Annotated in this window: 24 protein-coding genes; 15 read left to right on the top strand and 9 right to left on the bottom strand. The window is 38.0% G+C overall.

All coding sequences use genetic code 11. The annotated features are described in order from the left end of the window. Position 1: 1 nt before the first annotated feature. Both J7E57_RS01925 and J7E57_RS01920 read left to right on the top strand, forming a co-directional pair. Complete coding sequence (locus tag J7E57_RS01925) at positions 2–748, top strand: glycosyltransferase family 2 protein (protein WP_215130041.1); 747 nt, start codon at positions 2–4, stop codon at positions 746–748. 242 nt (positions 749–990) lie between these two features. Beyond that, complete coding sequence (locus J7E57_RS01920; RefSeq protein ID WP_215130039.1) at positions 991–1,551, top strand: type 1 glutamine amidotransferase domain-containing protein; 561 nt, start codon at positions 991–993, stop codon at positions 1,549–1,551. A 115-nt stretch (positions 1,552–1,666) separates the two neighbouring features. On the opposite strand, the gene J7E57_RS01915 is transcribed toward J7E57_RS01920, so the two are convergent. From J7E57_RS01915 to typA, 7 genes are all read right to left on the bottom strand, one after another. Beyond that, a complete protein-coding gene (locus J7E57_RS01915) occupies positions 1,667–2,710 on the bottom strand; it encodes a hypothetical protein (RefSeq protein WP_215130037.1) in 1,044 nt (347 codons plus the stop codon). A 118-nt stretch (positions 2,711–2,828) separates the two neighbouring features. Next, entirely contained in the window at positions 2,829–4,019 is a 1,191-nt protein-coding gene (locus J7E57_RS01910) for a serine hydrolase domain-containing protein (RefSeq protein ID WP_215130035.1), read from the bottom strand. A 40-nt stretch (positions 4,020–4,059) separates the two neighbouring features. Beyond that, the gene (locus J7E57_RS01905) at positions 4,060–4,974 is read right to left on the bottom strand and encodes a lysophospholipid acyltransferase family protein (RefSeq protein ID WP_215130033.1); all 915 of its coding nucleotides are present in this window, start codon (positions 4,972–4,974) and stop codon (positions 4,060–4,062) included. Positions 4,975–5,064: 90 nt separating this feature from the next. Then, a complete protein-coding gene (locus J7E57_RS01900) occupies positions 5,065–5,991 on the bottom strand; it encodes a lysophospholipid acyltransferase family protein (protein WP_215130031.1) in 927 nt (308 codons plus the stop codon). A gap of 159 nt (positions 5,992–6,150) precedes the next feature. After that, positions 6,151–6,729, bottom strand: coding sequence for an NAD(P)H-dependent oxidoreductase (locus J7E57_RS01895; RefSeq protein ID WP_215130029.1), 579 nt, complete (start codon positions 6,727–6,729; stop codon positions 6,151–6,153). A gap of 62 nt (positions 6,730–6,791) precedes the next feature. Next, positions 6,792–7,352 carry a Crp/Fnr family transcriptional regulator gene (locus J7E57_RS01890; RefSeq protein WP_215130027.1) on the bottom strand — a complete coding sequence of 187 codons (561 nt, stop codon included), beginning with the start codon at positions 7,350–7,352 and terminating at the stop codon, positions 6,792–6,794. Between the two features lie 356 nt (positions 7,353–7,708). Next, positions 7,709–9,514, bottom strand: a complete 1,806-nt coding sequence (typA, locus tag J7E57_RS01885) for a translational GTPase TypA (protein WP_215130025.1) — start codon at positions 9,512–9,514, stop codon at positions 7,709–7,711. A 227-nt stretch (positions 9,515–9,741) separates the two neighbouring features. On the opposite strand from typA, the gene J7E57_RS01880 reads away from it, so the two are divergent. Then, complete coding sequence (locus tag J7E57_RS01880; protein ID WP_215130024.1) at positions 9,742–10,101, top strand: DUF4180 domain-containing protein; 360 nt, start codon at positions 9,742–9,744, stop codon at positions 10,099–10,101. Positions 10,102–10,106: 5 nt separating this feature from the next. On the opposite strand, the gene J7E57_RS01875 is transcribed toward J7E57_RS01880, so the two are convergent. Next, positions 10,107–10,553, bottom strand: a complete 447-nt coding sequence (locus tag J7E57_RS01875) for a VOC family protein (RefSeq protein ID WP_215130022.1) — start codon at positions 10,551–10,553, stop codon at positions 10,107–10,109. 134 nt (positions 10,554–10,687) lie between these two features. Between J7E57_RS01875 and J7E57_RS01870 the strand changes: the two genes are divergently transcribed. The 3 genes from J7E57_RS01870 (at position 10,688) to J7E57_RS01860 (ending at position 13,846) form a co-directional block, all read left to right on the top strand. Then, positions 10,688–11,368 (top strand): TIGR02117 family protein, encoded by a 681-nt coding sequence (locus J7E57_RS01870; protein WP_215130020.1) that lies wholly within the window; start codon positions 10,688–10,690, stop codon positions 11,366–11,368. 130 nt (positions 11,369–11,498) lie between these two features. Beyond that, entirely contained in the window at positions 11,499–12,935 is a 1,437-nt protein-coding gene (locus J7E57_RS01865) for an MBOAT family O-acyltransferase (RefSeq protein ID WP_215130018.1), read from the top strand. A 2-nt stretch (positions 12,936–12,937) separates the two neighbouring features. Then, positions 12,938–13,846 carry a hypothetical protein gene (locus tag J7E57_RS01860; protein ID WP_215130016.1) on the top strand — a complete coding sequence of 303 codons (909 nt, stop codon included), beginning with the start codon at positions 12,938–12,940 and terminating at the stop codon, positions 13,844–13,846. Between the two features lie 3 nt (positions 13,847–13,849). Here J7E57_RS01860 and J7E57_RS01855 read toward each other — a convergent pair whose 3' ends face one another. Further along, positions 13,850–14,662 (bottom strand): alpha/beta hydrolase, encoded by an 813-nt coding sequence (locus J7E57_RS01855; protein WP_215130014.1) that lies wholly within the window; start codon positions 14,660–14,662, stop codon positions 13,850–13,852. 182 nt (positions 14,663–14,844) lie between these two features. On the opposite strand from J7E57_RS01855, the gene J7E57_RS01850 reads away from it, so the two are divergent. From J7E57_RS01850 to J7E57_RS01810, 9 genes are all read left to right on the top strand, one after another. Then, complete coding sequence (locus tag J7E57_RS01850) at positions 14,845–15,552, top strand: esterase family protein (protein WP_215130011.1); 708 nt, start codon at positions 14,845–14,847, stop codon at positions 15,550–15,552. 102 nt (positions 15,553–15,654) lie between these two features. Beyond that, positions 15,655–16,692, top strand: coding sequence for a RimK family alpha-L-glutamate ligase (locus J7E57_RS01845; protein ID WP_251029759.1), 1,038 nt, complete (start codon positions 15,655–15,657; stop codon positions 16,690–16,692). Between the two features lie 29 nt (positions 16,693–16,721). Continuing rightward, positions 16,722–17,822 (top strand): carboxylate-amine ligase, encoded by a 1,101-nt coding sequence (locus J7E57_RS01840; protein ID WP_215130009.1) that lies wholly within the window; start codon positions 16,722–16,724, stop codon positions 17,820–17,822. Between the two features lie 7 nt (positions 17,823–17,829). After that, complete coding sequence (locus J7E57_RS01835) at positions 17,830–18,657, top strand: type 1 glutamine amidotransferase (protein ID WP_215130007.1); 828 nt, start codon at positions 17,830–17,832, stop codon at positions 18,655–18,657. 166 nt (positions 18,658–18,823) lie between these two features. Beyond that, a complete protein-coding gene (locus tag J7E57_RS01830; protein WP_215130005.1) occupies positions 18,824–20,011 on the top strand; it encodes a hypothetical protein in 1,188 nt (395 codons plus the stop codon). A gap of 530 nt (positions 20,012–20,541) precedes the next feature. Then, positions 20,542–20,700 carry a FeoB-associated Cys-rich membrane protein gene (locus tag J7E57_RS01825; protein ID WP_082458743.1) on the top strand — a complete coding sequence of 53 codons (159 nt, stop codon included), beginning with the start codon at positions 20,542–20,544 and terminating at the stop codon, positions 20,698–20,700. Positions 20,701–20,712: 12 nt separating this feature from the next. Next, positions 20,713–21,300 (top strand): Crp/Fnr family transcriptional regulator, encoded by a 588-nt coding sequence (locus J7E57_RS01820; protein WP_029274727.1) that lies wholly within the window; start codon positions 20,713–20,715, stop codon positions 21,298–21,300. Between the two features lie 219 nt (positions 21,301–21,519). Continuing rightward, positions 21,520–22,050 (top strand): YceI family protein, encoded by a 531-nt coding sequence (locus tag J7E57_RS01815; protein WP_215130003.1) that lies wholly within the window; start codon positions 21,520–21,522, stop codon positions 22,048–22,050. A gap of 70 nt (positions 22,051–22,120) precedes the next feature. Next, a complete protein-coding gene (locus J7E57_RS01810; protein ID WP_215130002.1) occupies positions 22,121–22,990 on the top strand; it encodes a pirin family protein in 870 nt (289 codons plus the stop codon). Positions 22,991–23,555: the final 565 nt, after the last annotated feature.

Below are 23,555 nucleotides of genomic sequence, written 5' to 3'. Positions count from 1 at the left end.
CATGCCAAAGCTAACTGTCATTACCATTGTATACAATAACGTTCGCGATATCGAACGCACTATCCAGTCTATCCTTAATCAGACCTATAAAAAAATTGAATATATAGTAATTGATGGGGCGTCTACAGATGGCACTTTGCAGGTTGTTGAACGTTACAAAGATCAGATTACAAAAATTGTATCTGAACCGGATAAAGGCATTTACGATGCCATGAACAAAGGTTTAGCACTGGCTACGGGAGATTATGTATTATTCATGAACTCAGGTGATGAGATTTATGATGAACATACCGTTGAGGATGTTTTTGCCTCTGCCCCTGGTGCCGACATTTATTACGGGGAAACGGAAATGTACAATGATAACTGGGAAAATTTAGGCCGCAGAAGGCACGAAGCACCCGAAGAATTTGATTGGACCAGCTTTAAATACGGCATGAACATTAGCCACCAAGCCATTTATATCCGCCGCAGTATTATTACACCATACGATTTAACTTATAAGTACAGTTCAGATATTGATTGGATCATCAAAGCGGCAAAAAAGGCATCTAATATTGTTAATGTTCACCGTTATGTAGCGAAATACCTGGTTGGTGGCATGAGTAAGAAAAAACACCGCGAGAGCTTAAAAGAACGGTTTAACATTTTTACTAAATATTATGGTTTAGTACCCAATATTTTTCACCACATCATTATTGCAGGTAATTTGGCCTTGTATTTTGTAAAACACCGTAGGACTAACGACTAGGTATTTTAGCTCAATATATTAATTATCGAAGTATCGTCATTTCGAGCGCAGTCGAAAAATCTATGTAAATTAATTTAGTTCAAAGATCTCTCCATTTCGTTGCACTTCAGTCGAGATGACGCCCCCCTATGGAATTTGTTAAATGGATTGGAATAAAAGATACCACCTTAATCTCAAATTTCTAAAAACAATAATTTCCCCGAACTGTCTTTAATACATTACCTATTAAAAATTTAAAGATTATGGGACAATTAAGTAACCGCACTATTGCTGTACTTACAGAAAGCGGATTTGAAGAAGTAGAATTAACCGAGCCAGTTAAAAGGTTAAAAGAAGAGGGCGCAACCGTTCACATTATCTCCTCAAAAAGCGGAAAAATAAAAGCCTGGGACCATGATCATTGGTCGATAGAAGTTGATGTAGACAAAACCATTTCTGAAGCAAATGCCGAAGATTATAATGGTTTGCTTTTACCGGGCGGTGTTATCAATCCTGATCAGCTTCGTGTTAACGAAGATGCGATAGCCTTTGTAAAATCGTTCTTTGCCGATGGGAAACCAGTTGCAGCAATCTGTCATGGACCTCAAACCTTAATTAATGCAGATGTGGTTCAAGGCAGAAAAATGACCTCGGTAAAAAATATTTCACAGGATCTGATCAATGCAGGTGCACTTTGGTCAGATGAGGAGGTGGTTGTAGACCAAGGTTTGGTTACGAGCCGTACACCAGAAGATTTACCTGCTTTTAACGATAAAATTGTAGAGGAATTTGCCGAAGGTGTTCACGAAGGGCAGCACGCCTAAAAACTTTGGACGCTCTTTCTAGATTCACTCAAAAACGGTTGGCAAATTGTCAGCCGTTTTTATTTTGTCTTTTCCTCGTGCCGTCAGATGTTACCATCTGACAGCACTTATAAATTTATAACTTAACCTGCCTAATAATATTTTTAATGTTCAATTCAATAATATCGGTCATGGTTTTACAGCGCAAATAATTTGTATCCTTAAAATAATCGCTCATACTCTGTTTTAGCAGCGCGATGTTCTCAGGTGTGGTTAATTCTTCCTTATTAGAAACATCACGGAGATCGGTTAGACGGTGCCGTTCGCTTCTTACACGGTGCACAATAGACGAGCGTTCTTCTTGTTGGTATTGAAGTACGGTTTTCTCAGTTAATTGCTCCATGCTCATTTTTACATATGGCAAGTTCTCTTTAAAAAACTGGGGCAAATAAACCTTTAAATTCCCTTCGTAAAACTGTTGGTCGAAATCTATTGCACGGATACGAAACTGAATATCATCAAAATCGGGTGTAATCTGTACCACAAAATTATACGCTCGCATATCACCCAAAAGCATAATCAAACAACGTTCATTAAACTTTACGAACTCTTTTGCTATCCTGGTCGGATTAAACTCAGGTGTATATAATTGTCCTTTTGTAAAAACATCCCCCGGAATCCCCGCAATATGTTCTTCCACTAAGGTATTGCCATCAACAAGATAATTTACCTGATTGGGTGAAAGGATTTCTTCCATTTCCAAGCCATAAATCCGCGAAGCATCGGCTTTTTTAATATAGAAATAATCGTAAACATCATTTAAACGGTTTACAATGCGGATACGAAATGGATGGGTATTTCCGAAGGTGCAATATTCTATTTTATCAATGTATTTATGCTCCACAATCCGCAGATTGCCAGATGCTTTTAAGTTTGCATAAATTTCCTTTAAACCATCATGCAAAGTTTCAATTAAATCCTGTGCATAAATCGGCCCTTCCCAGAGCGAGTCCTTCCCAAACTTATCCATTAAAGGAAAAGCTTCGTTAAACTGCATTAAATCATTATAACCGATGGGCAATTTTGCTTCGCGCTGGTAAGTACGTAAATATTTCTGCAAAGCAGGAGTTACCGGAAAAATCGGCTTCTTTTTCGAAATTCTTACATCGTTATTTTCCATGTAGAGGCAATGTACTATTTAAAAATTTAACCGCAAAGGGCACAAAGTTTTCAGCAAAGAATACAAAGTTGCGTATTGCACAGTGCTCTTTGCGTCCATTTCTTAGCGTACTTTGCGGTTAAGGCCTAGGGTATTTAAATGGCAATCCACTCAAATACCGGCTGATTTTTCGATAGGGATAATTCCCTGCGCCGTGATCGGCAAACTGAACAATAATGGTTTTTGTTTTCGGATCAATGTACAACCTTTGGCCGAGCATGCCTTCTGCAGCATAATCGCCGTTATCACCTTCCTGTGGAACCCACCAAAGATAGTGATGGGCTGATTTTTGCCAGCCTTTTGCCGATGCAGGTTTTTCGGCACCTATATTTATCGATTGATTTACCCAGCTTTCTGGAACAATCTGTTTCCCCTTGTATTTGCCTTTATTTAAATATAATCGACCAATTTTGGCGAAATCGATAGCCGTAACCTGAAAGCGACTTGCAGTGTTTGTTAAACCGTTAACCTGATCTAATCCCCAGGTGGCGTTATATTGCGTACCGATCTGTTTCCATACATTCGCTTCAAAATATTGCGCTACCGATTTACCAGTTGCCTTTTGCAAAACCCAGCCCAACACAATCGGATCGATGCTTTTGTACTTCCAAACCGTGCCGGGTTTATTCACCAGTTTAACTTTCATCAATTGGGCTTCCATATCATCCGTATAATAATATTTGGCTTCATCAGAAAAAAATGCCTTAACAATCCCACCTACAGCATCCTGAAACTCCAGGCCGGATTTCATATCTAATAGGTTTTTTAGTGTGATCTCTTGAAAAGCTGGATTTGATTTTAACTCGGGAATATACTCGGTTACTTTCTCGTTTAAACTTTTAATGCTATGATCATTTAATGCTTGTCCGATCATAATAGAAACCATGCTTTTGGCACCAGAAAAAATGGCAGTTAAGGTGCTATCACGATAACCTTTATCATATTTTTCGTATAAAACACTGTCATTCCTGATCACGATAAAAGCGTTGACCGCTCCATTTTTTAAATATTCTTTCAATGGAACAGATTGATTATTTCCATCCAGAACATGAAGTGTATCTAAATCGTTCCGTTGCCTGGCCGATCTGATAAAATGAAAGGCAGAATCACTTTTAAGTGAAATTTCCTGTGGGAAAATTTTATATGTTTCAGCACCAGGTGTTCTATATTTTAATACATTTAACAGATAAGGCTTCCAGAGAAACAGTGCGAACAGCGATAAAAAAAATGCATAGATCAGGAACAGTAATATTTTTTTGAAGGTTTTCATGGGTAGGCGTTATACCAACAAATATAAAATATTTAGGAAATTATGCCTGCTTCAGCAATTCATTTGTGGTAAAAAGAAGTTGATGTTTAGGTTTATACTTCCACCTTTTATGGCTCCAAAGCCAATACTCGGGCTTTGCCCTGATAATTTCTTCCAAAAAACCGGTGTGCATTTCAGTAATTTCGAATTCAGCGGTCCCGGCCGGATTTAAACAAAGGGGCACACAATCTACCATGTAAAAACCACGTTTAAGCACATTGATTTTGAAATAAAAGATAGGCTGGTTAGTACGTTTTGCAATTTTTTCAATCCCTAACTGAACGGAGCTGGGCTGATGCATAAAACTTGTCCAATAATGCGACTCGTCTTTTGAGGGTGCCTGGTCATTCCCAAAACTAAATATGCTCGGTTTATCTTTACTCGCCTGCAAAGCCCGTATGGTTTGCCGCATGGCAATTAATTTATTGCCAAATTTACTACGTACTTTTTTAAACCAATGATCAACTGTCGAATTTGTTAAGGGTTTGTAAATTGGATAATGATCTGCAGAAAAGTTAAGCCCTATACCCAAAGTTCCCCACTCCCAGTTACCATAGTGTGCTGCACAGATCAACACACTTTCTCCTCGATCTAAATATTCCTGAACCTGCTCTTTGTTTTTAAATATGAAACGCCTTTCGATTTCTTTTTTTGAGATACTGCTCATTTTAATAATCTCGAAGACCAGCGAAGCGAGGTACCGGTAAAAGCGTTTTTCGATAACCAAAATCTCTTGTAATGTTTTATCAGGAAGTGCATTTAATAAATTTTCCCGAACAACTTTACGTCGGTAGCCGAAAACAAAATACAGTAGTAAATAAGCTCCATCGGCCAAAATGTATAAAACAGATAATGGGAGCAGAGATAATACGCCTAAAAAAAATACTCCCAAATGGGAAATCCCCTTTTTAATCATACCAGAAATTTTATAGTGCTAATTTAAAAAGCACCTTAAAAAATTATGCCACGAAAATGTTAGATTTCATATTTAGACAAATGGATTAGCCTAAGCCATGGCATCCATTATGTTCTGATCTTTTTTGATGATTTCTGAAATCTTTTGCTCAGGTTTATATTTCCATCTGCGGTGGCTCCATAACCAGTAAGCCGGTGCTTCTTTGATCATATCCTCTAAAAAGTGCGTATGCATTTCGGTGATTTCGAATTCAGCAGTTTCTGCTGGGTTTAAACAGATCGGCACACAATCTACTTCGTAATAGCCTCTTTTTAAATAATTTATTTTGAGGTAAAACACCGGGCGGTTTGTTTTTCTGGCTATTTTCTCAACCCCTAACTGGATGGAAGATTCCTGATTTAAAAAAGTTGTCCAGTAATTCGATTCATCTTTTGAAGGTGCCTGATCGCTTCCAAAAGTAAACATGGTCGGTTCATTTTTACTCGATTGAATAGCCCTTAAAGTTTGACGCATAGACACCATATGGTTGCCAAACCTGCTTCTCATGGTCAAAAACCAATTATCAAAAGCTTCGCTGCTCAACGGTTTATAAATTGGGTAATGTTTGCCAGAAAAGTTTAAGCCAATAGCCATGCACACCCATTCATAATTGCCATAATGTGATGAACAGAAAAGCACACTTTCGTTATTTTTGAGATAAGCTTCTACCAGATCGGCATTTTTAAATTTTACCCTTTTATTTAATTCCTTTTCAGAAATGCTTTTCATTTTAATCACTTCAATAAAAAGTGAAGAAAAAAACTTATAAAAACGTTTCTCTACGGTATTAATTTCTGTAGTATTTTTCTCGGGGAATGCATTAACCAGATTTTCTTTAACCACTTTCCGGCGGTAACCAAAAACATAAAATATTAACACATAAAAAACATCCGCCAATCTGTATAAAATAAATAGCGGCAACAGTGAGAGCATATTTAATAAAAATATACCCATTTTGGATAACCCTTTATTAATCATGATTTGGGATGATTAGTTTGCTTGCAAAAACACAAAATTAAAGCTGAACGCAAAATTAATTGCCATGCAATTGTTAGTTTTTTATTCCCAAAGGTTTTATGAAAAAATACTGACAAAAAAAGAGATATCTGATTAACAATTAAACTGAATTACAAACACTTAACGCAAGCGATTACCTAATTTATAAACTTCAGAAAGCCATTTTAGACGCTGTTTCTCAGTTGATTTTTTGATAATTCCTACATAAGTAACTTTTACCGGATCTACCCCACAGAACTGAAGTACACTTTTCTTTAACTGGTTAACACTAGGGCGACCGAACGATAACCAATAATACCAAGAAGGCTGATCTAGTGTCGTAATGATTCTTGCCGTTTTTCCCTTTAACAGCTTATCCCACCAAACACTATTTTCGCGATACTGAAAAGTAATACCTGGTAGAAACAGTCGATCGATAAAACCTTTCATTATCGCAGGCATGCCACCCCACCACACAGGATGTACCCAAACCAAATGATCAGCAGCTTTGATTTTTTCCAAACTTGACAGCAAATCGGGCTCTAATTCCGTCCTTTGGCGATACCCGAAAGCCAGGCTGGGATTAAATACTAATTCAGCGAGATGAATTAATGAAACATTGGCACCTGAATCTTTAGCGCCTTTATAATAGGCTTCAGCCAACGCAAAATTGATGCTATCTTTATTTGGATGACCATTAATGATTAAAATATTTTTCATGTTGTTTTATCTACAACACAAAATTAACACAGGCCTTGCGCTCAAGAGGCAGACAAATGTCCTTAAATGATTTCTTTCCGCAGTCTGCTTAAATGTCTTGGCGTAATGGCCAGAAAAGATGCCAGATACTTTACTGGAATTTGTTTGATATAATCTGGATGACTTTTAAAAAGCTCTATATACCGTGCTTTGGCTGCATCTTTTTGATACATAAACACACGATTCTCTAAATGAATATATTGCTGTTCAGCTATTGTTTTGAATAATCTCAGCCCATTAATGCTCGATTCGGTCAAAATATCTATAACTTCTTTTTTAATGATCAATAAATCTACATCACTCATGGCCTGAATATTTTCTACAGTTGGGTTTCCGGTAATCAAAGATGAATATGCTGTCATAAACTGATTGGGAAAAGTAAGGCAATAGGTATATTCTTCTGCGCTGGTTGATGTATAAAATGAACGCAAAATCCCCGATTTTATAAAAGCGACTTCCTTACAAATTTTATTCTCGGTAATAAAGAATTCTCCTTTTTTTAATGTTCTTGGTGTAGCGTTTGCTGTAAAAACATCAATTTCTGCCGGCGAAAGAATATTAAAGGATTGTAGGTAGCTTTGCATGGATATTATATTGTTTTGGAAAGATAAGTAAAACTGAAGAAACCTAATACCACCGCCCCAACGCCCCTAAACCTTATTGCAGCGATATCCCCCGATTCTTCATCGGGGATTTAGCGGAAAGAAGGACTAACAATAAAAAAAGCCTCGCAATTGCTTTCCATATCATTTTCGACCACCTAAGCCGCTTTAGTTCAACTTAGAATAATAAAACATAAATTATGCGCTCAGATGTTCTTAGATGACTCAGGTGGTAAAAACAAACGGCAATTTGTTATGCGCTATTATTAATACTAATTGGTAAAACGCAAAAAAGCCCCGATTTACATCGAGGCTTTAGTATCAATATGTTCAAAGGTTTAAGCGAATTGCTTTCCTTTAACTTTACGTTCTTGTTCTGTTAAGAAGATTTTACGTAAGCGCATGCTTGCAGGTGTAACCTCGATATATTCATCAGCTTGGATATACTCCATTGCTTCTTCTAAAGAGAATTTAATTGCAGGTGCAATACGGGCATTATCATCAGTACCTGATGCACGCATATTGGTTAAGGCTTTACCTTTAACAATATTTACCACTAAATCATTATCACGGATGTGCTCACCCATAATCTGACCTTCGTAAACATCAACTCCTGGATCAACAAAGAAACGACCTCTATCCTGTAATTTATCGATTGAATATGCGGTTGTTTGTCCTTTATCCATTGATACCAATACACCGTTTGAGCGGCCAGGAATTGTACCTTTCCAAGGTTCGTAAGCTTTGAAACGGTGTGCCATAATTGCCTCGCCAGCAGTAGCAGTTAATACGTTGTTACGTAAACCGATAATACCACGAGATGGGATTTCGAATTCTAAATGCTGTAAATCACCTTTTGGCTCCATAATTAACAACTCACCTTTACGTTGAGTTACCAATTCGATTACCTTACCAGAAACTTCACCCGGTACATCAACGATTAAGGTTTCAATTGGCTCACATTTTTTACCGTCGATTTCTTTAACAATAACCTGTGGTTGACCAACCTGAATTTCGTAACCTTCGCGACGCATGGTTTCGATTAACACCGATAAATGGAGAATACCACGACCGTAAACCAACCATGAATCAGGAGATGGAGTTTCTACAACTTTTAAAGCTAAGTTTTTCTCAGTTTCTTTGATCAAACGTTCTTTAATACGTTGAGAAGTAACCAATTTACCTTCTTTACCGAAAAATGGAGAGTTATTGATGGTGAACAACATGTTCATCGTTGGCTCATCAATACTGATTACTGGTAATTGTTCCGGAGCATCAAAGTCAGAAATGGTATCACCAATATCAAAACCATCAATACCAACAACGGCACAAATATCGCCTGAACTTACTTCTGTGGTACGGATTTTTCCTAAACCTTCGAAAGTATAAAGTTCTTTTACTCTTGATTTAACAATTTTGCCATCGCGTTTGATTAAAGTAACCGGTTGGTTTTCTTTAATTGTACCACGGTGAACACGACCGATTGCAATACGACCTACGAAAGATGAATAATCTAACGAAGTGATTTGCATCTGTAATGTACCATCGTTAATTGGTGCAGGTGGAATGTTAGCCACAACCGCATCTAATAAAGCGAAAATATCAGTAGTTGGCACCTTCCAGTCAGTACTCATCCATCCTTGTTTGGATGAACCGTAAATTACCGGGAAATCCAATTGCTCTTCTGTTGCCTCAAGGTTAAAGAACAATTCGAAAATCTGCTCATAAACCTCTTCTGGACGACAGTTTTCTTTATCCACTTTGTTTACCACCACAATCGGTTTTAAACCAAGGGCCAAAGCTTTTTGCGTTACGAAACGCGTTTGAGGCATTGCACCTTCAAAAGCATCGCAAAGTAAAAGTACACCATCTGCCATTTTCAAAACACGCTCTACCTCACCGCCGAAATCCGCGTGACCAGGAGTGTCAATAATGTTAATTTTTACGTCTTTGTACTGAACCGATACGTTTTTAGATACAATCGTGATACCACGCTCGCGCTCTAAATCGTTGTTATCCAATATCAAATCTCCTGTTTGTTCGTTGTCACGAAAAATAGAACAAGAATGTAAAATCTTATCAACCAAAGTAGTTTTGCCGTGGTCAACGTGTGCTATAATAGCTATATTTCTAATCTTTTGCATAAAATGCGCCTCAAATTTGGCGCAAAGATAGTGTTTAGAAATGGATTTTCTACTATATTGCGTACTATTTAATACGATGATAATGTTGCAATTATCTCATTTTTAAATAGAAAGGCGGAGTACTACTTTTTTCAATCAAATAAGGTTTGAACAAAATGTTTAAAAGAAAACATAATCTTTAAATTAGCCACAATGAATTACAACACACCCCCTATTTTAAAATATAAATGAAAATTGAATCACACACCGTAAACAATACCAATATTGCCGAAATTCTTTCGGAAGAAATAATTATTAATAACGCAGCCGATGGGCTAGACTTATTGGGAAACTTATACTACCAGGATTTTGATAAAATCATTATACACGCACAGAACATCACACCTGCTTTCTTCGACCTAAAAAACGGAATAGCAGGAGAAATTCTCCAGAAGTTTTCAAATTACAGGGTAAGCCTGGCCATTATTGGCGATTTTAGTCCATATCAAAATAAAAGCATAAAAGATTTTATTTATGAAAGCAATAAAGGTAAACACATCAACTTTTTGGGCTCGACCGCTGAAGCGCTAACAAAGCTAGCTGGTTGAGAGATTTATGTGTTTAACCATTCTTCGTAAGAAATTACACCCAATGCTGGCTTTGCTTCTCCTTCTAAAATGGCTATAAATTCTAATGCATGCCCATCGGTATCATTAAAATAAATAGCTAAGGCGGGCATCCACGTAAAAACCATTGGCTTGTGATTTCCATTATTAAGAAAATTATATGGCTTTAGGTTTTTAGATTCGAGAAAGTTAACCGATTTGTTCAGCACATCTTCTACATCGCAACGGAAGGCAAAATGTCTGATATCAATCTCATCTTTTGGCTTTTCCCAGATTCCAAGCATGGCTTCTTTAGGTTTCCCGATCCAAAAAAATGCAATTTTACGTTCTTCTTCGTAATGGCATTGTATTAAGCCCAAAATATTGCTATAAAAATCGATCGATCTTGCTAAATCTTCAACATAAATGTGTGTTTCAAATAGTCCTTTTATCATATAGTGAAGGTACAGATAAGTCATAGCCGCAAAAAATCGTGTTTTTCAATACCGCCATCAATAAAATCGATATCTGGAGCTTAATGGGTTACCAAAAACTCAAATGCTGTATTAAGAATAAATAACCCATCGAAATGAACAAAAGGTTTTTAAAATATGCAGGCAGGTGCAGTATTGCTTTTATCACATTGATTGGGCTTTATTTTCTAATCGCCTTTTGTTGCTCGCGCATTACCATAAATACCAACCCTTCAAACCCTAAAGAGGTTGCCATCTACATCATGACGAACGGTGTACATACTGATATTGTGGTTCCGGCAGTCAGCGCTGAAATAAACTGGACAAAAGAAATCCGTTACCAAAATACGCTTGAAGCCGATAGCACTTATCAATACCTGGCTATGGGCTGGGGCGATAAAAAATTCTACCTCGAAACACCAGAATTTTCGGATCTTAAACTCAGTAACGGACTAAGGGCAATCTCTGGATTAAGCACATCGGCCATGCACACTACTTATTACAAAAAGATACTGGAAGATGCAAGCTGTAAGAAAATCATGATCAGCAAAACGCAATACCAACAACTGATTAATTATATTTTAAATAGTTTCAGAAAAGATGAAGCAGGGCATTTGATCAATGTTAAATCAAACATCCATTATGATATCGGTGATGCTTTTTACGAAGCAGAAGGAAGTTACAGTATTTTTAAAACCTGCAATACCTGGGCCAATGCAGCATTAAAATCGTGTGGACAAAAAAGCTGTTTGTGGACCATTTTCGACACCGGTATTTTTTTAAAATATCAACAATAAAAATACCGTGAAATAACTATACAGGTATTTCACACCTTTAAGCAATTCTGCGTACAAATTTACCCGTCGTATTAATCGGACAGCACAAAGCGTTAATTTTATTCTTAAACGAAGTATTAACCTTAACGCTATGCTGTTCAACTCTTTTAGCTTTGCTGCTTTCCTGCCCATAGTTTTTATACTCTATTGGGTTCTGGGGAAAGAACGTTTAAGATCTCAAAATATATTATTGCTGGGTGCCAGCTATTTCTTTTATGCCTGCTGGGATTGGCGGTTTATGTTCCTACTCATTTTTTCCACATTATTGGATTATTTCACCGGGTTAAAAATGATGGAAAGCAAAAATAACAGGGCTAAAAAATTTTGGTTCTGGCTGAGTATTTCCATTAATCTCGGTTTTTTAGGCGTATTTAAATACTATAATTTCTTCGCCGATTCTTTTGCTGATGCTATTGCAAATTTTGGCCTTCAGGTAAACCCATGGACATTAAAAGTCATTTTACCTGTTGGTATATCATTTTACACTTTTCACGGCCTGTCATACGTAATCGATATTTATAAGAACCGTATATCGGCAGAAAAGAACTTTATCGATTACTCGTTATTTGTAAGTTTTTTTCCTCTACTGGTTGCCGGGCCGATAGAACGGGCCACACACCTGCTTCCTCAGATCAAAAAAGAAAGATCTTTTGACTACAGCAGGGCAATTGATGGCTTACGGCAGATTTTATGGGGCTTGTTTAAAAAAATCGTCATTGCCGATCAATGTGCTAATTATGCCAATATGATTTTCAACCATTCAGGCGAATATTCGGGCAGTACATTGTTGCTTGGTGCCATCCTTTTTGCCTTTCAGATATATGGAGATTTCTCTGGCTATTCTGATATCGCTTTAGGTACAGCACGTTTATTTGGGATAGAGCTGTTAAGAAACTTTGCCTACCCCTATTTCTCCAGGGATATTGCCGAATTCTGGCGTAGATGGCATATCTCGCTATCCACCTGGTTCAGAGATTATCTTTACATCCCCTTAGGCGGAAGCAAAGGCGGAACCTGGGCAAAAGTGAGGAACACGTTTATCATCTTCCTTGTGAGCGGTTTTTGGCATGGCGCCAACTGGACCTTCATCATCTGGGGCTTATTAAATGCGCTGTACATTATGCCCTCGATAATTTTCAACACCAACCGTTCGAATCTGGATACCGTTGCACAGGGAAAGACATTTCCAAGCTTAAAAGAATTAGCAGCAATTATATTAACATTTGGATTAACAGTTTTCGCCTGGATATTTTTCAGGGCAAATTCTGTACAGCATGCTTTCAATATCATATCAACCATTGGTTCCGAATCGTTTTTCATCATTCCTCAAATACTGCCGATTAAACTATTTCTATTACTCGCCTTGTTTATACTAATCGAATGGAATGGCAGGATGGAGCAATATGCCATTGCCAAATTCGCTTTATCGTGGCCAAAACCAGTAAGATGGGGTATTTATTATGGCCTTGTTCTGGTAATATTCTTTTTCGCAGGGGCGGAACAGCAATTCATTTACTTTCAATTTTAATTATGAAAAAATTCGTTAAATATATCGCCATCTTCCTATTTCCCATCATACTTCTAGGTGTTTTTTTCGAAGTTTTGATCAGAAAAATCCCAAACGATTATGAATACAAAAAAAACTATCTCGATCACCATGCCAAAGAGGTAAACATTTTATTTCTGGGCAGCTCCCACGTGTATTATGGTATCGATCCAAAGTATATCAAATCGAGTTTTAATGCGAGTTACATTTCACAATCATTTGATTATGACCTGGAAATTCTAAAAAAATATAAAGATCAATGGACCAATTTAAAATACATTGTGATCCCAGTTGATTATTTTTCCTTTTATGGCCGTTTAGAAAATAGCCCCGAGGCTTGGCGTGCGAAAAACTACCGCATTTATTATGATATCAATACCGATCATAAAATTTTCAACGGAACAGAAATGTTGAGTAATAAATTCGACATCAATTTAAGCCGGCTTTTAAACCATTATGTTAGAGGTGAAAATGATATTAGTTGTAGTAACCTGGGCTGGGGATCGAGTTATAAAGCGATCAACCATAAAGATTTAATGATAAGCGGGGCAACAGCCGCAGCAAGACATACGGCTAAAGACAATCTTCAATATTCAACTAACCTGCATTTATTGGATGAAATTATAGCCTTTGCAGAGCACAAACATATTAAGGTGGTGTTGTTTACCAGCCCAGCTTATAAATCTTATGTATCGCATTTGAGCAAAAACCAGCTGAATACTACACTTTCAACCATCAAGAAACTAAATACCACACATAGTACAGTGAAGTATTTCAACCTTTTACAGGATAGTTCTTTCCGTGAGCAGGATTTTTACGATGGCGATCACCTTAACGAATTTGGCGCAAAAAAACTAAGTTTAAAAATGAATGTGCTTTTGGGTAAGATATAATTGCTAAACCTCAAATGCCCAATCTAAAAAGGCAGGCATTACACTTTCCCAGGTTGGAACATCGTGTTTACCCCCAACTTTTTCATAATAAAATACATTTTCGGGCCGTTTATAGCCTTTATTCAAGAGTATTTTAACCACATCAATTGTATCATCTATAGAATCGATGATCATATTTTTATTCCGATCAGCCTCCTCATCTTCCGTTCCGGTCATTAACCAGAATTTCATATCAGGTCTGGCAGAGGTACTTTCTAGTTTTGCATGCATAATACGATCTGCATCAGTATACCCTTCTGTCAGATCTTTTTTTCTCCACCAAAATGCCCCTGAAAAAACACCGATGGCATCAAAAGCAGAAGGATTATTCCAGGCAATATCAAAAGCAGACAAACCGCCCAAAGAAAATCCCGCAAAACCTACTTTACCAGTTATCGGCATCGCAATTTTCTTTTTAACAAAAGGCAAAAGCTCTTTGATCACGAAATCGGTGTATAAATCGGCTTTCGCTCCACGCCCTTTAAAATCGGGCACACCCGCTACACCATATTCCATTAGTCTGTCTTCTGATGCCCTAATAGCCACAACAATTAACCTGTGGTTTCTTTTACCATGGTGGGCTTCTTCCAAAATCCGGCGGAAATCCATTTTGGCCACATCCTGCCCATCATTTAATAAAAGAAGCTCTATTTTCTCATTTCCCAAAATACCTTCAGGTGTATAAATATCTATTTCTACCTCGTGCTTTAAATAAGCAGATGGTATTTTAAAATTGCTTTTGTTAACTTTTACTGATAGAATTGTCGTGTACATCATATTCAAAATCCCCTATCACATGGCTATCGCCTCAGAATTCGGGGCAAAGGTACAAATCTTGCTAAACTATTAATTATCATAGGTTAATTTTTACAATAGGCTTTTGATTTGCATCATTTTTACCGCTTAAACTATTCTTTTTGTAGAATTTAATTTATACCTTAAGTCATTCAATTTTAATTATGGTTAAAGAAGAACATAAGAAATGGTACAGCCCGAATTTAAGTGGCGAAATCGACATGCTCATCTTTGGTCACGGTGGTATCCCTATCCTACTGTTCCCGACAAGCATGGGCCGATATTTTGAAAACAAGGATTTCAAACTGATAGATTCTGTTGAGGGATTTATCAATGAAGGAAAAATTAAGATCTATTGCCCCGATGGGGTCGACAAATTAAGCTGGTACAACAAAAGTATTCATCCTGCCGACAGGGTTAAAAACCACATCTGGTACGACAAGTATTTATTGGAAGAGGTAGCCCCTCTGGCAAGGCACGAAACCGGGCACAGCAAAATTATTACCGCTGGCTGTAGTTTCGGAGGCTATCATGCTGCTAATTTCGCTTTTCGGCATCCCTGGTTGGTTAGCCATATGTTTAGTATGAGCGGGGCTTTCGATATTTCTGGTCAGTTGGATGGTTTTTATAATGATGATGTTTATTTTAACAATCCGGTTGATTATCTGCTGAATAATAGTAACCCCGAACTGCATTATATGAAAATTGTTTTGGGCACAACCGATCGCGATATGTGCAGGCCTGACAATGAGCGTTTAGCTGATATTTTAAACAAAAAGGGCATCGACCACTGGCTTGATATCAGACAGAATGCAGATCACGATTGGCCCATCTGGAGAGAAATGTTTCCAGATTATATTGCACAGCTTTAGTTTGGTCCAAAGTCGGCAGTCTTAAGTCCCGAGTCGATTTAGGATATAATTATCAAACAATTAACCGATTAACCAGTTAAACATTTAAACTAAAATTTACCAATGAAGAAAATAGGGATTTTATTTGGACAGGAACGCTCTTTTCCTGAAGCCGTAATCGAAAGAATTAATCAAAAAGCAGAAAAAGGCATTACCGCCGAAGCTGTTAAAATCGACAAAATATTTCAGAATGCACCATTAGGTTATTCGGTAATCATCGATCGTATTTCGCAAGATGTACCATTCTACCGCGCATCACTAAAAAATGCCGCCATTACCGGAACTGCCGTAATTAATAACCCATTTTGGTGGAGTGCCGACGAGAAGTTTTTCAACAATGCACTTGCCGAACAAATTGGCGTACCCGTACCCAAAACAGCCTTAATTCCATCTAGAGAACACCCTACAGGAACCACAGGAGAATCTTTCTCTAACCTAACCATGCCGTTGGATTGGGATGCGATTTTCGAATACACTGGTTTTCCGGCCTATATGAAACCTTATGATGGTGGTGGCTGGAGAGATGTTTATAAACTGCATGACAAAGAAGATTTTTTTGATAAACACAGCGGTACACAACAGCTGGTGATGCTTTTGCAGGAAGAGATCATTTTTGAAGAATATTTTAGGTGTTATTGCATTGGTGGCAAATATGTCCGTATTATGCAGTACGACCCACGGAATCCGCATCACTTGCGTTATGCAACTGAAGGCAAATCGCCAGATGCGAAGCTGCTTAAAACTGTAGAAGAGTACACCCTAAAGCTATGCAAGTACTTAGGATACGATTTCAATACGGTAGAATTCGCGGTGCGTGATGGAGTGCCTATTGCAATCGATTTCTGTAACCCCGCACCTGATGCGGATATCAAAAGCGTTGGTCAGGAAAATTTTGATTGGGTAGTAGAAACTACGGCAAATTATGCCATTGAAAGAGCAAAAGCGCAAAAAGACGGGCAAGATAATCTAACCTGGGGCGAATACATTAAATCGTCGGTTGGAGGCAAACCATTAATTGTGAAGGCTGCACCAAAGGTGGCTAAATCGACAACAACCGAAAAAGCACCGGCAAAGCCTAAAAAAGCTGCACCAAAAAAATAATTGGGATTTAAAATTTAATCAACACTAGGATGAACGAGTTTACGCTGGGCATAGAAGAAGAATACATGGTAATTGATCCCGTTACCAGAGAGCTTACTTCTCACGACCAAAAAATCGTAGAGGCCGCACAAAAAATCCACAAAGACCAGGTTAAGGCAGAAATGCACCAGGCTGTGGTAGAAGTTGGAACGGGCATTTGTAAAACGACCACCGAAGCACGTAAAGAAATTTCCCAATTACGTTATACCGTATCGCAGCTCGCCGGCGAGCAAGGCTTAAGGATTGGAGCTGCTGGTACACACCCCTTCTCACATTGGGAAAAACAGTTAATTACAGAACATCCCCGCTATAATGAAATTGTGAACGAACTACAGGAGGCTGCACGTTCTAACCTCATTTTTGGGCTGCACGTACACGTAGGTTTTCAATCTCGCGAGCTGGCCATTCATATTGCAAACCAGGTGAGGTATTTCCTGCCCCATGTTTTTGCCCTATCTACCAATTCTCCATTCTGGGAATCGCGGAACACGGGTTACAAATCTTTTCGCACAAAAATTTTCGACAAATTTCCGCGTACGGGCATTCCCGATATTTTTAACAGCATCGAGGATTACGATAATTATGTAAAACTGCTCATCAAAACCAATTGCATGGACAATGCGAAGAAAATTTGGTGGGATATCCGTGTGCATCCGTTTTTCGACACCGTTGAGTTCCGCATTTGCGATTGCCCGATGCTGATTGATGAAACAATGGCTTTTACTGCACTATTTCAAGCCTTATGCGCCAAACTGTACAAACTGCGTTTGCAGAACATGGAATTCATCAGCTATTCGAGAGCACTAATTAACGAAAATAAATGGCGTGCTGCCCGTTATGGAATTGATGGGAACCTGATCGATTTCGGGAAAGAAATGGAAGTAAACTGCCGCAACCTTATTTTAGAATTATTGGATTTTGTAGATGATGTGGTAGATGATTTAGGCTGCCGTGATGACATTAGTTATGTGCATAAAATATTGGAGCATGGCACAGGCGCAGACCGGCAGTTGGCAGTTTACCAACAAACTGGTAACTTTGAGGCAGTGGTAGATTACATTACTACTCAAACACTTATAGGCGCAAAGTAATTTTATAATGTATAAAAGTAGCTTAAAGGTGGCCGTTATTGACATGAATAACGGTGCACCTAATCAGGGTATGCGGGGAATTCAGGAAATTTTATCCCGTTTTAAAAACGATAACAATATCGATCTAAGCTTTGATATTTTTGATTTAAGGCAAAAAGGAGAAATACCGGGCATCGGTTATGATGCTTATATTTCTAGCGGTGGCCCAGGTAGTCCGATTGAAAGTAAGGGCGAACAATGGGAAAATGATTTCTTTAATCTCTTAGATCAGATAGAAGCTTTTAACCATAAAAACGATGAACGAAAAAAGTACGCTTTTTTGATCTGCCATTCCTTCCAATTAGCTTGTAGAAAATATGAATTGGGCAATGTAACCGAAAGACGATCGAATGCTTTTGGCATTTTCCCGATAACCTTAACGGAAGATGGAGAAAAAGACGAAATTTTTAATGGCATTACCAACCCTTTCTTTTCAGTCGACAGCAGAGATTGGCAAGTGATCGAGCCAGATTTTGCTGCTTTCGAGAAAAAAGGCGCTAAATTATTGGCCATCGAAAAAGAACGTAAACATGTCGATTTAGAACGTTGTATGATGTCGATCCGCTTTTCCGATGAAATCATCGGTACACAATTCCATCCAGAGGCTGATCCGGTAGGCATGAAAATGTACTTACTTCAAGAAGAAAAGAAAAAAGCAATTGTTGATATGCACGGAGAACAAAAATACCTGGATATGTTAAACAGTTTAGACGATCCGGCAAGGATTGTACTTACGCAAAGTGTTATTTTACCTAATTTCTTACAAAAAGCAATTGGGGATTTGCAAGTGGTGTAAACAAATAGCCGCCATTGCGATCGTGCGTCATTTCGACTGCAGCGTTCCAAAGGAACTCCTTCGGAGGAGAAATCTTTTACAAAACAATTCAGAGATTTCTCCATTCCGCAATGCTCCAGTCGAAATAACGATCTCTCTTTAGTAATGACGAAAACTATATAAACTTATGATACCTGCTCAACGCCAAAAATACAATCAGCAATTTACAGAAGAAAAATACAAAACCTTCATCGCTAAACTGCAAAATGGTTATCCGAAAATCCCTTTCAGGGTTGCAGAAACGCCAGTATTTATTCCGAAAGCATTGAAAGAAAAATTGATTGCGGCAGGAGAAGAAATTATAAACCTGATTAAGCAACCTAATTTTAAAGCACTTACTCAAAAGGCAATCCCCTCCAACTGGGATGTACCTAATGAAAATGCACAGCCCCACTTTTTAACCTTCGATTTTGGTATTTGTAAAAATCAAGCCGGAGAACTTACACCCATGCTAATCGAAATGCAGGGTTTTCCTTCCTTATATGGCTTTCAGCATCACTTGGCTAAAACTTTCCAGACAAATTTTGAGATTGACGGTGCTGTGAATCATTTCTTAAACGGCTTTAACGAAGAAGCGTACATCAAGCTACTTAAAGAAGTAATTATTGGCTCCCACAAACCAGAAGAAGTGGCCCTGATGGATGTAGATGCGCCTAACCAAAAAACGGCTATCGATTTTTTTGTGACCCAAAAAATGTTGGGCATTAAGATTTTAGCACTGGAAGACATTAAAAAAGTAGGTAAACAGCTTTTTTATGAAGAAGATGGCGAAAAGATCCAGTTAAAAAGAATTTATAACCGCCTGATATTTGATGAGGTAGCCAATAACACCGAAATTTTCCAAAGCAGTTTCGATCCACGCGAAGAACTGGATGTAGAATGGGTAACGCACCCAAACTGGTTTTACCGCATCAGCAAGTACACCATGCCATTTTTAAAAAGCGAATTTGTACCCGAAACGCTTTTTTTGAACGAGGTAAAGGTTATTCCTAAAGATTTAGAAAACTACGTACTTAAGCCATTATTCTCTTTCGCTGGTATGGGCGTAATTATCGATGTAAGCGAAACGGACATTACCAATATAAAAGATCCCGAAAACTGGATTTTACAAAGAAAAGTAAATTACGAGCCAGCTGTACACGCACCAGATGGTGGCGTAAAGGCTGAAATCAGGATGATGTATTTATGGCCCGATGGTGGTGAGCCTCAGCTTTGCATTAATCTGGTAAGGTTAAGCAAAGGAAAAATGATTGGCGTACGCTACAACGCCGATTTCGATTGGGTTGGCGGTACTGTAGGTTTTATGGAGGAATAAATTTATAAGTTTAAGTGGCCTATCAGTCTGAGCCTATCGAAGACTTATGCGATGCTCCTTCGACGAGCTATCAATGACGTTATTTTGTAATCGTTTAAATATGAAAGTTTATATCGATTTTGTATTTCCGCCCAACTAGGCCGTAGCACCGTATCCCCGTTCTACTTAAATCCGGCCTAAAAAATTTTTCGGACTGCACTGCCCAAGCCTACCTGCTGGCTTCGAAAGAAAAATTTTCAGCCGTTGTTTTTTGTTTTTTCATGGGCCTTTATATTTTCAACTGCATTCAAGCTAGCTCTGCTGGTCTTTTTGACATCAAAAAGGAAGAAGCCCGTCCGGCTAGGGCTAATAAAAACGCTCCATCCTGCGCCCCACTCTGAAGAGGGGAATCACATATTGCACAAGACCAATAATTAAATGTCATTTATATTGATTTTTATACAATAAATTAACCATCAGAATGACAATAAAAGCTAAGCTTTTTACATTCAACTGAACACCTTCCTCCTAAAACCCTTTATATTTGTATTATGGATATTCAAACGATTTTAGTCTTTTTACTTTTTGCGGTAGCATTGGTATATGTTGGCCGTTTGGTTTTTAAATCTTTACAGGTAAAAAAAGATGGATGTGGTGGTAATTGTAAATGTGGTGTAGATTTTTCCGATATTAAGCCCGTAAAAAAATAACATTCCGCCTTTATGATTCATCAGTTCCAGAAATACTTACAGGAAAAAATAGAAATAACTGATGAACAGTTCGAAAGCATATCATCTGTTTTAAAGGTTAAAAAATTCGAGAAAAACGAAATAGTTCAATATACCGGCGATAATTTTAAACATGGATATTTTGTAGGCAAAGGTTTATTACGCGCGTACTCCATTGATGCGAAAGGCAAAGAACACATCCTTCAGTTCGCCCCCGAAAACTGGCTGGTTTCTGATCGCAACAACATGAATAATGAGCCATCAATATTTTTTATCGATGCCATCGAAGCAACCGAAGCCGTGTTAATGCCCAACAATTTCATGGAAGAAGCCGCCAGGCAAGTACCATGTTTGCAACCCATGCAAATTAAACTACTCAACAATTCGATCCGTTTTATGCAGAAAAGGATCAATATGTTATTAAGTGCTACGGCTGAAGAAAGATACCTCGATTTTATAAAACTCTATCCTAATCTTACCCTCCGCGTACCACAATGGATGATTGCCTCTTATTTGGGCATTACTCCTGAATCGTTAAGCCGTGTGAGAAAAGAGCTGGCCAATAAACATTTCAGGCCTTAGACTGAATTTTGAGTGAATGAATTTTGAATGAGTGAATGTCTTGGCTAAATCCCAATATCCGATCCTTCTCTCAATTTCTCATTCAATAACTCAATCATTCTTTCATCCAATCATTCTGTCATTCAATTATTTCCCTTTCTTACCATACATCAATCTGTAGTAAAAACCTGCGCTGTACTTTTGTGTTGTAAATATTAAACATCTCAAAAAACAAAAGATATGGCAACTACAAAATGGACATTAGATCCAACCCACAGCGAATTACAATTTAAAGTAAAACATTTAATGATTACTACTGTAACCGGTAGTTTAAAATCTTTCTCAGCAGAATTATCATCTGAAGGTGATGAATTTGAAAATGCAGAAATTTCTTTCAAAGGTGATATCGGTTCAATCGATACAGGAAATACAGATCGCGACAATCACTTAAAGAGCGGAGATTTCTTCGATGCTGAAAAATTTGCACACATCGAATTTAAATCTAATTCAGTAGAAAAAGATGGCAGCGATTATATCGTTAAAGGCGATTTAACCATTAAAGGCGAAACCAAACCTGTAAAATTAACTGCAGAATTTGGTGGTATTGCTACCGATCCATGGGGAAATACCAAAGCAGGATTTACTTTAAGTGGAAAAATTAACCGTTCAGAATTCGGTTTAACCTGGAATGCTGCATTAGAAACCGGTGGTGTGATGGTAAGTGAAGAAGTTCGCATTTTAGGCGAATTACAGTTTGTAAAAAGTGTATAAGTGATAGGCGTTTGGCGATAAGCGTGGATTATCCGTCAAACGCCAAACGCATAACAGAAAGGTTCCAATCATGGAAACAAAACAAATAGAAAAAGTACTAAAAGCGCCAGCGCCACATATGGTTGGCGATGGCTTTAGGGTACACAATTTTTTTCCAAGTGGATATAAAATCAACATGAGTCCGTTTTTCTTAATGGATTATGGTTCAAAGATCGAATTTTCTGCCAGGAAAGAACCCAGGGGCGTTGGTGTTCACCCACATCGAGGCTTCGAAACGGTAACTATTGCCTATCATGGTGCGGTTGCCCATCACGATAGCTCTGGAAACAGTGGTGTGATTTACCCCGGCGATGTACAATGGATGACTGCTGCAAGTGGTATACTACATAAAGAATATCACGAAGCGAACTACAGCTTAGCTGGTGGTCCTTTTCAAATGGTTCAGCTTTGGATTAACCTGCCTGCTAAAGATAAAATGGGTAAACCAAGATATCAGGCAGTTAAGCAGGCTGATATGGCTCATTTTGATCTTCCCGAAAATGGAGGAAAAATCGAGATCATTGCTGGTAATTATCGGGGTATAAAAGGCAATGCAAATACCTTTACCCCCATAGAACTCTATAATGCCAGGCTAAATAAAGGTGGTGGAGCTACTTTTAACTTTCCTGAGAATTTTAATACCGGATTTATGGTGATTGAAGGTTCGATCAAAATTAATGGGTCCGAAACCGCATCCGTGGATGATTTTATCCACTTCAAAAACAAAGGTGAAGAGATTAAGATCGAAGCGCTAGAAAATAGCGTGGTTTTGATTTTAAGTGGAGAACCTATAGATGAGCCAATTGTTCAGTACGGTCCGTTTTTAATGAATACTGAAGCCGAAATCCATCAGGCCATTGAAGATTACAACCAAGGTAGGTTTGGTTATTTAGAGGAGTAAACAGAAAATCGTCATGCTGAACTTGTTTCAGCATCCATCATACTGAATAGATAAATAAGCCGGCATTTTTTATAAAATTTGTCGGCTTTTTTGTGGCTTTATATTACAGGACAACCCAGTTGAAAACATCCTCTTACCAGATAACAAAAACCAGAAGATCCTGAAACAAGTTACCAATGACAGATTAAAAAGAGAGATCGTCTTTCCCGCGCAGGCGGGAATCTTAAAGCGCTTGCATTAAGATTATTCATAAGTTTTCCTTTTTTCAGAGGTATTCATGAGCACTCCGTGGTTCCCAATCAAGTTGGGAATGACGAACCGCCAAAACTTGCCATCAATAATCCGATGTATTTAAAAAATTTAACCTATCAGGATAACGACGCATATCTTAATTTACGCAAGAAAACCTTAACTTCTTAATGATGAAAAGATCCGGGAACACCACTTATGCACCTGATAAACAGTAAGTAAATCAGCATCTTAAAACTGGAATAACGATCCATCATCTTAACCATTCTTATTAATCATTCATCCAATCTTCATATTCGTTAGTGACATTTGATTA

Origin of the sequence: Pedobacter sp. ISL-64, assembly GCF_018613605.1 — a bacterium.
In the GTDB taxonomy this organism is placed as follows: domain Bacteria; phylum Bacteroidota; class Bacteroidia; order Sphingobacteriales; family Sphingobacteriaceae; genus Pedobacter.
This window is presented reverse-complemented; position numbering and strand designations above follow the sequence as displayed.